9 protein-coding genes are annotated in these 13,053 nt (G+C 44.8%); all 9 read right to left on the reverse strand.

The window, feature by feature from the left end:
- Positions 1-134: 134 nt before the first annotated feature.
- The gene (locus ACXAD8_RS11985) at positions 135-6,791 is read right to left on the reverse strand and encodes a LamG-like jellyroll fold domain-containing protein (protein ID WP_475228803.1); all 6,657 of its coding nucleotides are present in this window, start codon (positions 6,789-6,791) and stop codon (positions 135-137) included.
- Positions 6,788-7,258, reverse strand: coding sequence for a hypothetical protein (locus ACXAD8_RS11990; RefSeq protein WP_475228805.1), 471 nt, complete (start codon positions 7,256-7,258; stop codon positions 6,788-6,790). The genes ACXAD8_RS11985 and ACXAD8_RS11990 overlap by 4 nt, the downstream gene beginning before the upstream one ends.
- Complete coding sequence (locus ACXAD8_RS11995; RefSeq protein WP_475228808.1) at positions 7,230-8,204, reverse strand: PilW family protein; 975 nt, start codon at positions 8,202-8,204, stop codon at positions 7,230-7,232. The genes ACXAD8_RS11990 and ACXAD8_RS11995 overlap by 29 nt, the downstream gene beginning before the upstream one ends.
- An 8-nt stretch (positions 8,205-8,212) precedes the next feature.
- The gene (locus ACXAD8_RS12000; protein WP_475228810.1) at positions 8,213-8,824 is read right to left on the reverse strand and encodes a prepilin-type N-terminal cleavage/methylation domain-containing protein; all 612 of its coding nucleotides are present in this window, start codon (positions 8,822-8,824) and stop codon (positions 8,213-8,215) included.
- Complete coding sequence (locus ACXAD8_RS12005) at positions 8,814-9,401, reverse strand: prepilin-type N-terminal cleavage/methylation domain-containing protein (protein WP_475228813.1); 588 nt, start codon at positions 9,399-9,401, stop codon at positions 8,814-8,816. The genes ACXAD8_RS12000 and ACXAD8_RS12005 overlap by 11 nt, the downstream gene beginning before the upstream one ends.
- Positions 9,402-9,424: 23 nt before the next feature.
- Positions 9,425-9,961, reverse strand: coding sequence for a prepilin-type N-terminal cleavage/methylation domain-containing protein (locus ACXAD8_RS12010; protein ID WP_475228815.1), 537 nt, complete (start codon positions 9,959-9,961; stop codon positions 9,425-9,427).
- 250 nt (positions 9,962-10,211) lie between these two features.
- Positions 10,212-10,847 carry a type II secretion system protein gene (locus ACXAD8_RS12015; protein ID WP_475228817.1) on the reverse strand — a complete coding sequence of 212 codons (636 nt, stop codon included), beginning with the start codon at positions 10,845-10,847 and terminating at the stop codon, positions 10,212-10,214.
- 271 nt (positions 10,848-11,118) lie between these two features.
- Positions 11,119-11,622, reverse strand: a complete 504-nt coding sequence (locus ACXAD8_RS12020; RefSeq protein ID WP_475228820.1) for a hypothetical protein — start codon at positions 11,620-11,622, stop codon at positions 11,119-11,121.
- Between the two features lie 69 nt (positions 11,623-11,691).
- Positions 11,692-12,945: a type II secretion system F family protein gene (locus ACXAD8_RS12025; protein ID WP_475228822.1), complete on the reverse strand. Its 1,254-nt coding sequence runs from the start codon at positions 12,943-12,945 to the stop codon at positions 11,692-11,694.
- Positions 12,946-13,053: the final 108 nt, after the last annotated feature.

A 13,053-nucleotide genomic window follows, 5' to 3' on the forward strand; every position in this document is an offset into this window, starting at 1 on the left:
CTGCACTTTCAGCAACAAATAAGACCACAGAAGCAGAGCATATTCAGGGATTTATTTTGATACGTACAAAAAAAGCGCGAAATAATAACTTAATTCGCGCTTTTTAGGATTTTACGAGCAAGATCTCAGCCTGGCTACAACACTTCCCGCCAATGAATGACTCGGTCATTGCCACGAATCAAACCAAATACAAACTCTGCAGCCGGATTTGTGCAAGCCAGATTTTCCAGATTAGAGTCGTACTGCTCAGCATCGCACCATTTGTACTCCATAAAGTCGAACTCGTCTTCTATGTCGTAACCCAGGAACACCGCCCCATTGGGCTCATCTTCATCGGCAAAGATAACTGTCAGCGTCATCGCGGACGCGCCATCAGCAATGCCTTCATCAAGTGTGCCACTGCCCGCAATTGTGGGGGTTCCTGAAATACCATTACTGACGTTCAGGATCACAATCTGGTCGGCGTTAAAGCTGCTGCAGCTATCCAGTTTATTGGTTTTCCAGGCCCCGGCACTACTGCCTTCAACGACGCCAAAGTATTGGGCTTCAAATTCCACATCCAGGGTTTCCTCGGTGGATACGGAATTTACGATACGGAATCTGCCTTCGCGGATCTCAATACCCTGCATAATGCCTTCGATATCCAGATCCGAATATCCCGCATCTGCATAGGCCGCTTTAACCCCCACACCGTCTTCGTCTTTAAGGGCATTTTCTGATAACAGGAAGTCAATCTGGGTGCTATTTTGGCCTGTTCCCGTTGTTACAGGTAAGGTGGGCGAAGCGAGTTTATTAAACACTATATTGTCATTGCGCATCAGGAAGCTAAATTTACCATCCGATAGCTCACCAGCATCAAACTCCACTGCACCTAAACTACTACTGACACTGTTATCATCGGTATCGTACTGACGTGATGCAAACTGATTGCTGTCGTCAAATCTAAAGTCCGAATTCAGATTGGCGTCATAGTAGGTAGTTACCGCATTTTTGGCATTTTTAGCGGTAAACTCCAGGATATGCGGTGTGGTGTCATTTATTTCATCATAGGAGGGAATAACATCTCCCCGATAGGTGAAACTGCCGCAATAAGGCGCATAATCAAAGGTGGTATCCAGCGCAAAATAGCCCGGGATAAATCGGGTATGTACGTAATCCGCCAGGTTACTATTTCCGGCAGTAGCCAGGATACTGCTGATAACTCCCGCGTTCAGATAGCTGTTGTCCTGAACATCAATGGCAAACTGTCCGACTTCGTCAACATTGGCCACAAGCGGCACAGAAACGCCCTGAGAAAAGTCAGGCTGTGTAGCGTCGAAGTCATTGTTACCAAATTGGTTGATAACCGAGTCATCCAAAATATTCACAACATCCTGGTTATCATTTGGATTAGTAATCATTAGATTTGCCCGACTCTCAACTACGCTTTCAGGGGTAAATCTTTCCATTGAAAAAGCCAGATCCCCTGCAACATAGGCGGGCACGACACTTCCTTCTGCACCGTATGCAGTAACGGTTAAATTAAAGTCTTCACCTGCAATATGCGTACTGCCAAGATCTGATGTTAATTCTAACCACGCCGGTTTAACCGTAAACTGTTGAGCCGTTGTGGTCCCTGCCGCTCTGACGTGCAGTTTGATTTCGCCAACATCATGATACTTCAAATCTTCCAATTGCATTTCTACGCCATTAAATAAATTTGATACTGTAGAATAATTTAAAGTCTGACCATTATTTGTGGGGGTTAGTGACAAAGTGGTATTCCCAACAGACACATCAAGATTTCTACCAGAGCAAATAGCCGGATTGATACACTCAATTGCTACTTGTAACGGAACAGGGACCTCTAATGAAGGACACGTGTCAGGCGATTTAACAATCACAGCATCACTACCAGTTGAAAAGGTCTGCTGCGCAATTTGAGTCGGGATACTGTCATATTCTCCAGCAGCATCTCGAAAGATCACTTCCAATGTGTAATCGAAACTAATTTCACAACCAGCTACTGAGCATTTATAACCGTTTGCGGGTGCAGGTGAAGCTGCAGACATGACTATCTCGCCTGTTTCAACATTATACCTTTGCCAATCGCTGACAACCCCCTGACCATTAACCAATGTCAGGTAATCGTCAATAACTTTTGTTGTTCCATTGATATTATAATGTATTGTAACGGTTTGATTACCTAAAACAAGGTCATTACAATCTTCATCGGCGCAAGCTTTAACTGCAATTTGGGGGGCTGAACAAATACTCGCTGGACTGACATATTCTATTTCATAATGATGGACAGACAGATCGCACGGAGTCTTATCCGCCATATCCTGATAAATACTGTTAGAGTTCTGTACAAAGCGATATATACGAACATCATCGAACTGCCCATCTGCCGAATTTCCAGTAGCTTGTGGGAAATAGGAAGGATGGCGATTGTCCCCGAAAAACAGAGAGTTCATATTCCCAAATATACTACTAAAATCTGAATGCATGCCACCTGAGAGAACCTGAGCAACACCATTAATGTGAATTCTCATTTGTCTGGCTGCAAGATCCCAAGTAAACGCAAGATGAACCCAAGTACCTGCGGGATAGTTTATCGGGTTTGAAGTTTCGACTCTTGCATCCCGGTCAGATTCGTCTTCAAAGCCAAACAGTAATTTACCTTCATCAGTTATGGTACCGTAGAAATATATCGATGCGTTTGAGGCATCAAATAACTGTCTGGCACGCCCATTCACCCAGGATTCATTGGCCTGATACCAGAATGAAATAGTGCCTCGCGCACCAATATCCGTTTTGGGGTTGATGCTGGTATCCACCGCATTTTGTGCAGAACCACTATCATTTCTTGGAATAGAGACTACCTGACAAGAACCTAGTTGACTTCCCCCCATTCCATACAAGTAATTTAAATTTGAACCATTATTGACATAGGCAGTCCCGTTAAACTCGCCATTTTCGTCATTAAGCGCAACACCAGTTGCCCCCTCAAATTTGTAGTGAGCCATTGTATTGCTACAAGCTGTACAGACATAGTTTTCTTCATACAGATCGAATACGAACTCATCATCTGGCTGCCCTTCTCCATAAATCCGTAAGTCATCGATACTGCCCTTAAACCAGTTGTCTAATTTCGAAGGCTCAGAAACACCATTACCTGTAGTCGATGCATTAGCGCCCAAAATAATCGGTTCAGGGTTGGTTTCTATGCCTTGCGAAGGACTGCTGTCGCTATCCTTTAACTCGCCATCAATATACAGACGTTTGCCACTAGCCCCCCAGGAATAAACAATATGGTGCCATTGCCCTTCCTGAATCACATTGGAAGGCGAAACAATCTCGTTTTGTCCCGTTGTCTGATGCCGCACCCTGATGGCGCCATTGGCTTTGACAAACAGTGTAAGGTGTTTACCACCATTATCTGTCCCTAATGAGTCTTTTGAAAAAATAGCCTGACCATCGTGAGTACTGTCATCAATATTGGCATAATCTAATTCCGGTACATTAATCCACATGGAAATAGCCCCTTGCTCTATGGCAAAGGCTTCACGGTGAGGAATATTGATATGCTCGTCGATTCCCGCAAATCCTACACCATTACAGAATTTACCCGTGGTGCTGGTGACGCCATCAATATAAAAACCATTGTAGCCATTGACGATATCCACATAACTGCCACCATCGCCATTGATAGAGCAGACATCCGAACCATAATGTGCCACTAATACCGGATCAGGCACCTCGCATTCTTCACAAGTATCTGGATTTTCAGCCTGATACAGCTCCGAAACGCCAGCAGCGGTTAATTGACCATCGTATAAACGCAGGTCATCCATTTCACCTTTGAACTTGTCTTTCAGATATTGGCTGGAAGAACCATAGTTTTCAGTAACCCAGGCGTTGGCACCCAAAATAATTGGCTCGGGATTACCGCTTAACCCGCGGGTACTGCTGTCAGAGTCCACTTCAGTGCCATTGAGGTAAAGCTTCATACCTTTATTACCCCAGGTATATACCAGGTGATACCACTGGTTTGCTGTTACCGCACCGGAGGAAGCATACACATTGCGATCCTGATTGCTGTCGTTGTAGATCTGATGTCTGGCGCGAATAGAACCATTGCTGTTTAACCAGATGGTCAGATGATCGCCACCGGCATCCCAACCACTGGAATCTTTAGAGAATAAACCTTGTCCACCCTGGCCATAGTCTGAACTGTGACCCAAATCCTCAGCTTTAAACCAGAATGACAGTGAGCCGCTGGCCAGCGCGAAATCGTCAGCGTGCGGGATAATGACGTTTGCGTCGTCGCCGTCAAAGCTAAGGGCCTGGCAATATTTACCGTCAAAATCGATGCTGGCGCCATCAACTGCGCGACCGTGATTGCCACCGACAGCATCAACGACTTCATCTTCAGAACCATTGAGACTACAAACATTGTTTTTCCAGTGACCAATTAAAACGGGCTCAGGCTCAATACATTCTTCGCAGGTGTCGGCATTTTCTTCCACATAAAGCTCACCCACAGCCTGGTCATCCAACTGCCCTTCGTAGAGTCTCAAGTCATCCATTTCACCCAAGAATTTATCTTTGAGATATTGGCTGCTGGAACCATTGTTTTCGGTTACCCAGGCGTTGGCACCAAGCGTAATGGGTTCCGGGTTGCCGTCGATTCCGCGGGTGTCAGAATTACTATCGATTAACGTACCGTTGAGGTACATCTTCATGCCATAGCTTCCCCAGCTATACACAAGGTGATACCACTGGTTTTCACTCACCGCTCCGGCATTGGTATAGAGGTTTTTATCGTCACTGGAATTGGTAGTTTGGTGTCTGGCGCGGATTTGACCATTGCTTTGCAACCAGATTGTCAGGTGATGGCCACCGCTATCCCAACCGCTGGAATCTTTGGAGAACAAGCCCTGACCGCCCTGACCTGAATCACTGCTATGACCTAAATCTTCAGCTTTAAACCAAAAGGAAACCGTACCAGATTCCAGATCAAACTCTGCGGCATTGGGAATATTGACATGGGCATCATCGCCATTAAATTTCAGGCTTTGGCAGAACTTACCGTCATTTTCTATGCTGGTGCCGTCTAAAGCCTGACCATGATTGCCGCTAATGGAATCTATCACCTCGTCAGCAGCGCCCGTGAGTGAGCAAAGGTTATTTTTCCAGTGACCTATGAGTACCGGTTCGGGTACTGGATCGGGATCCTGGCACTCGCTACAAGAATAGGCTGACAACGCCACCAGTTCATCCACCTGATTTTGCACTAACTGCTCATCAAATATACGCACGTCATCCATGCTGCCCGAGAAGAAATCGTTTAGGTCATCAGGAGCTGAATTATCATTGCCTGAGCGGTGAGCACTGGCTCCGAGAATAATAGGTTCAGCGTTGTTTTCCATGCCGTAGGTTTCTTCGCGGGTATCTTCCAGCACACCGTTGATATACAACTGCATGCCATCATCGCCCCAGGTATAAACCACGTGATACCAGGTGTTATCGCTGACTCTGGTGGTGGAAAACAGGTTAAAACTATAATCTTCAGACTGATAACGCACCCTGATACGGGTGTCATTAGGCTCATAAATCCAGAACGTCAGGTTGCCACCGTCGTCACGTCCTTTGGAATCTTTCGAAAATATAGCCTGACCACGACTTGACGAATCCCCAGGCAAGCTGGCGTCTGTGGTGCTAAACCAAAAAGAGATTGCGCCCTGTTCCAGCGCAAAGTCATTGTCATGAGGAATATTGACGTGGCCCGTGCTTCCGTCAAACGTAACCCCCTGACAATAAACTGCGTTTTGATTTGAACTGGCACTGCCAATAGTGGTGCCATCGTTGCCGGCAATAATGTCAGGAACAGCCATAGTGTTGCCGTTGACCGGGCACACATCTAATGGCCAATGAGCAATGGGATCTGGTAAAGGTTCGCTGGTACCGCCACCGCTATCACCGCACCAGTCTATATTTTGAATAGCATCAGCGTGATAATTTACGTACACACTTTCTTTCAGTTCTATGTCTTTTGCTGTAATCGCACCCCAAACCCTCGCAGCATATAGCAACTGTACTTTTTCCTCTGCATACAAAAACATGTTTGCTCTGGTATTTTCTTTTAACTCAACATCATCCCCTACATAAATCACAAATTTAGAAGCGTCGTGATCATTGTTTATCTGAGCCAAATATTTCGCTTCAAAATCATTCTTTACGTAGATAAAAACGGTGCCACCACCAGCCCACATAAGCTTGGTTTGCTCTTTCATTTCGAGATCTTCGATGTAATATGTGCCGCCAACAAAGCTAGCATTGGCCTGATATTCCAACTCTAGTTTTTTGATTCTATAAACACCGTTTTCAGTATTAAATTTTGCAAACTTGCTTTGCTTTACTTTGATATCTTTGTAATCGCCCGACGCTATATTTACAGTGCTGTTGACTTCGAGATCATCGCCATCATCATGTTGCTGAAAATCACCAACACTGAGCGTGGGAACAACATTGCCTGAAGAGCGACAGGCTGAATATCCACAGCTTCTATTTTGCGTTTTATCTTCTATCTCAAGAAAATCGACCCAATAACTATTGTTGTAGGATTGGCCATTTTGGTAGTGGTAAATACGAGCACCATACTTTAACTCCAATTCACCGTCCCGATCGTGAGAAGCAACCCCATTGGTAAAAACCGATGAATAGAAGGTACTGCACTGATTGGCTAATGTATTCGATGAACACAGGGTCAAAAATACAACAAATAAACAACGTATTAGCACGCTCATGACTGCACATCCCGACCATCAATAGCTAAAGTACGACTAACCACAATGCCTTCGCCTTCCAGTTCACAGGTCCCCTGGCTTTCGAAGCGATAGTAATTGGTGCTATCCACCTCAGTCACTGTGCACAAAGCCACAACGCTGCAATGTTCCATACCGGGAATATTATTGAAGTCTTCCTGCACCCACAAATTGGAATCGGAACCGTCGGCATCACAGCGACTGGCATCACTGGTTTGACCGGCAAACACGTCCAGTACCTTTTGATCAAGGCCGCTGCGCGCGGCATTCAGGGCGCGTAAGCCGTAAACTTCATAAACAATGGTGGCGGAACTGGTACCCAGCAGACGTGACATAGACAGGCCTAAAAATGCTAACACCAGAATAGCGAAGATACTCATGATCAGCATATTGCCAGATTGTTGACCCAGCCCTTTGAGGCTATGGTGAGTTTTGCATATGTATTTCATTGTTAAATACTACCACTTCATCATTGCGCTCAAACATCAACAGGGTATGCACAATCGCATTGCGCTGCAGGCGAGAATCTTCTACCCGGAACGGGGCTTCATCGAACGGTCGATTGTTGTTTAACTGACCATTAGTAATTTGACTTATATCATTGGTAAGATGCTCGGCCATTAGTGTCTTGCTGGCCCCATAAGTGATTTGCAGCGCATCAACATCAGCCACCTGATTTTCCAAAATACCATAATCACTTAAAAGGTAGAGATTATATTGACCGCCTTCCAACACGAGACAATAACTGACAGGATCACTGACAATATAAAAACGCTCTACCGTAGATTCCTCATCAAAACTAATTTCGTTTTGAAACTCTACTTCCTTAAGACCATCGCGGGATGAATCCCTGACATCCTGAACCCTTACAATTCGACCGTCGTCATCGGTAAGCTCTGCTTCACTGACATATACCTGCTTAGTATCGGTTGGGTAAACCACCACATAATGCTCAAGTTCATTAGTATCGTCATACCCCGAATTAGCGCTATTCAGAGCACTCACCATATCCGGCCCTTCAATGGTGGTTATTGGTGCATCCGCACCTGTGGCAATGGATAGATAAAAAGTGCTCCATTCAATCGGGAAAAACTCCAGACAATGGGAATTCACATCCTGGCCGGGGGGCTTATTAGCGGCCACTCGAATGCTATTGGGCAAAGCATAGCGGATGGCTCGATTAAGGCGTTCAACGGTATAACGGCTTTTGGCCAGAATATCGTCTCGCTCCGCCGTATCCACATACATTTGGGTACTGTTACCGATAAAATTGGTCACTCCCAGAGAAACAATACCGAGTATTACAATAACGGCTATCAGCTCTACGAGGGTAAAGCCCGATTGCTGCCTGGAACTTTTTAGTTTTTTTTGTGAGGTGTTACTTCGTCTAATCATGCAACACCTCAATAGTTATGCTTGTATGAGGAAAATACGATATCTTCCCCATCAGGCATGGTTACCGTCAGATGGATAAACTTGATGTTTCCGGTAGATTCTTGCTGGGGCGTTTCTAAGTGATTGGGTACACCATTAATGTCACTGTCGTAGTTGACAGAAACCGATACTGCATAACCTTCGTATAGTTCCTTTCCATCTATTTCCAGATCTAAGCCCAACGAATTTTGCAGCACTTCATCTTCGTAATAACCGTTGAAATCGTCCACATCGTCAAAATCTTCACGACCATTCTCACCGTTATCCGGCCCTAATGTAGCAGAGCAGGCGACTTCGTCATCCTGCTTGCGCAATTGACCATCGCCATTGAGATCTTCGTCACAACGCACCCGGCCACCATTGCGATCGGAGTTTTCGTCATAGTATTTGCCCAGGATTTCATTAAACATGGATTGCGCCAGTTCAGTGGCCCGCACCTGATAGATGGGTTCAATACTGCGGTTAATTAGAGGAGAAACTACGCTAGTCACGATTGTCAGGGCAATAGCAAAAACAGTGATACCAATCACTAATTCGATTAATGAAAATCCCAATTGCTTGTTTTTACTACTAACAGGCATAAATATACCCTTCTGATTCGACACATACATAAGCGGATGAGTCGCCTATAAATTCTATACGACAGCCATTAAACCCGAAGGAAGAATCCCCATCACATGATAAATCAGTTTGATTGGCTCTGCCCAAAGTGTCAAATTCAATAGCTGAAATAACATTTCCATCGTTACCTCGTAAAACCAAATCAATGCCATCTTTCAATAAGGCACTAGAAGGTACGTGGAAAAATTCAGTTACGTCACTGGTATCAATTGTATCGGCACAGGTGGCTTCTATTTGAGCTGTGTCAGCTGTAATTGAATAATCATTGGAAGGAATGCCAAATTGATCGTTGACATTGTCGAAGTAGACTTTGTAACAGTAACCGTCGTTGCGGGTATCCTGCATAGCGCGGGTTTGCATATTACGGAGAATAGAAATGGCCCGATTTTGATAAACAGTGGCAGCTATGTCGGAGGTATCAAATAATTTTGGTAATGCATAAACAGAGAGAATGGCTATAACAACCATAACCAAAACAAGCTCAACCAAAGTAAATCCTTTGGCTGAGCTGATGTTTGAAATTCTCTTGTCGAGCACTTAGTTCTCTTTATAGGCGACGCTTAGCAATCTGTAGTTACTACAGAAACAGACGGTGAACCTGTACCTGAATACGAATATGAAACATAACAATCATCAGGAGCGTCACCTGAGGAGCCAGCTAAATCACCATCAGCAGCATCATTCTGCTTTCCTGCTGGCCATATACGTACTTCTGCGGCATCAGTGTCCGTTGCATCATCTTGAAATGCCACAAAATCACCGCTTGATGTATCCAACATTGCCAGAATATTGTCAGCATGAGGAGCAGGGAATCCGTTATCAACATCAATTGCTTGACCATCTAACGTTACGGTCTCATCTGTAGTTCCATCAAACGCATCGTTATCAACGCCATCAATTCTTGCTTTGGAACGGACTAGCTGTAGTGCAGCCCTTACAGATCCCTGAACACCTTGTACAGTTGCCGAATTGGCGTCTGCACTAATATCCAAAAACTTAGGTGCTGCGGTTACCGCCAGGATACCTAAGATAATAATGACGATAATCAGCTCAATTAAGGTAAAACCTTTTTGCTGTTTAAAGTTTGCTGTTTTCATATTTACTACTCTCATCGTTATAACCTCAAATTAATTCTTTTGTGTTAGCAATTTTTCATCCTTAATCATATTGTTCGGCATTCCCCTAATTGCCGTTATGATTTAGGTCAAAATCCCGGTTTTTTTCTGGTTGCGCTTACCACTTAATTGCTAACCCACCAATTTTTTGACTCTGTCCGAGTGCATTCAAATAAGGTGCCAATATTTCCAGCTTTTCTAAAAAAGCGGCACCTTTGCCATTTTTAGCCTGTTAATTATTGCTAAATGACGTCACCTGCCCAAAACGCGGGTCGTAGACAAAGCCGTTACCCACGGTATCATCTAAGGGCTGGGAAATTTCATTTTTAACCGTCTGCGTCAGGTAGTAATAACATAAGTCATTGTTTTCCTCGGCAGCACCATCGGCTACCGTTGCGTAATAGCGCACGCCTTCAAATGCATTTTCCTGACCACCTTGCCACTCAGTGGTGATGGTGGGAGAACTCTGAATAATGCGTTTGAACACCTGCATACAATCTTCTTCGTCAATATCCACGTCTTCGGAATTAGTTTGTGCCAGTCCGGTTGGATAACCAGTATCTTTATCTACGGCGATTTCAACGCCACCTAAGGTCACCGCGGTAACGTTGGCGCTGACATTTTCTGACGGGCGGCCTTCAATTTCCCATTGAGCTCTGATCAGGCCCACCCCCGTAGCAAAGCCGCCAGCAACACCTTCTACTGTGGCATCTTCGGCGTCATCGGTAACATCCAGAAAACGCGGTAATGCTGTTGCTGCCAACAGGCCAAGTATCACCACCACGATAACCAGTTCTATTAATGAGAAGCCACTTTGCTTAGTCACTTTGTTGTTCTCGACGCTGTTGTTGTCCACGTATCGAAACATGTTTTTACTAACTCCGTATGTTGCGCATCATCGCGCTAATTTCGTAGGATTAACATCCTACTTTAGTCTAAATCAATCAGATTGTGCAAACTAGTCCACACAAGAAACTCCGACTGTTATTCCTTGAATCGGCGGAAAATGGAGATCTCTTAAGACTCGACGTGAAAAAAGGAGTGAATCTTAAGGACACCGAGCAATAACTTCACCAGTATCCTTACTACAGCTAGATTTTGTGTCAGGCGAACAACCTTATAACAATAGTGTAACTGTTTTATTCAAATTTTTGAACCCTACCTGTGTAGATATAATAATCAAACCAGGCCCCGGCAGTAATGCTGAACCGACACTTTGAATCCAGGATCTTACCGCCGTTGTTGATACCATCAAAAAACTCGGCCCTGACTCTGAAAGTATCCAGTTGCAGTGGCATATCTAAAATCATGTCCCAGACTTTCTTGCAACCGTCCATATTAGGTTCTACGCGCGGCCAGCCCAAATCACTCATGTTTACCGGCAAGCGATTGGTTTCTTTTTGGGTTTCGATATTGTAATCCACTAACATGATACGCTCCGGTTCACCTTTGGCGCGCCATTGCCAGTGGGCTGCAATCACCAGGTTGTTAAACTTATCTGCAGCATTCATTAGCGCGGTTTTTTGTACATTTGGTTCATTTTTGTCGAAATACCAGACAAACGTGGCTATAAGTACGAAAAAAAACACCACTATTATAAAGTTTATCAGTACGGTTCTGTGACTATTATCAGACCTACTCATTAGCTAATCCTGTCAGGTTGAATTACAGTGCTATCTCAGATAACACGTTTGCGCGTCAGCGAATATTCCCTACTTGTGCGCATTCATCATATCCCACATTGGGGTAAATATACCTAATGCTAATACAAGTACCATGCCAGATACTATAGAAATTAATATGGGTTCTATTTTGGCGGTCAGGGTTTTCAGGTCGTAATCCACTTCCCGCTCATAGTATTCCGCCACTTCTTCCAGTAACTCGTCAATACGGCCGGTTTCTTCGCCGACATTAATCATCTGCATTACCAGGGGCGTAAATAGCCCACTACTGGCGGCTACCCTGCCCATGCTCTCACCTCGTTCAATATTTTGACGCATTCCCACTATGCGCTCAGAAACAAAAGCGTTATCTACGGCATCTGCCGTCAGATTTAAAGCATGGGTCAGTGGCACACCAGCTTTTAGCATCATGGAAAAGCTACGACAAAAACGCGCCAATAACGACCTCTCTAGTATACTTCCCACTGCGGGCATTCGCAGTTTATATCTGTCCCAGCGGTAGCGGCCGTCTTTAGTTGCCATATAGCGTTTCAGGGTAAATATGCCGCCAATAACACCTGCCACCAGGAATTCCCATTTGGTAATGAAAAAATCCGACATGCCTAATAGAAACTGAGTCATGGGTGGTAGATCAGCTCCAAGTCTTTCGAACATGCCTTTAAAGGTGGGAATTACAAAGATGTTCATAATCACCAGCGCCGCAACGATGGCGATTAAAACAAACATGGGATAACGAGTGGCGGATTTGATCTGTTTACGAGTTTCCTGTTCTCTTTCCAGATATTCGGCTAACTGCAGAAACGCCATATCCAGTTGCCCGGTGTTTTCGCCAACGTGCACGATACTGACAAATAGCTGATCAAAGATTTTAGGATGGTTGTGCAAAGCCGAAGACAAATTGCGTCCGCGCTCTAACTGATCTGCCACATCTTCCAGCGCCGCTGTCATTTTCACAGAGTTAGAGGTTTCCGCCAGACCATTGACCGCGCGCAAAATGGGAATCCCCGCTTTCATCAGTGAATTCATCTGCCGGGAAAATATCACCAGGTCGGCAAGTGTTACCTCGGGGACGAACAATTCAACGTTTAAGCCAGACTTCTTCTTGGCTGAGTCTTTGCCTTTAGCCTGAGTTTTGACGGGCGCTTTTTTGGCTTCGGTGATCTTAACCGGGATCAGTTTTCGGCCCAGCAATGCCTGCGCTGCTGCGCCCTGATTGGTAGCATCTATCGTGCCTTTAACTAAAGCACCAGAAGCATCTCGCGCGGAATAGCTAAAATTAGCCAAGCTGATCACCTTTATAGTAACAATTAGGTTTATTTATACACTAAGAGCCCTGACAACAACAGTATGAAAAGCGAGTGCCAACTCACATTTCGAGGAACTTTGCCCGAT

It is taken from the genome of Planctobacterium sp. AWH2_060 (assembly GCF_056158425.1).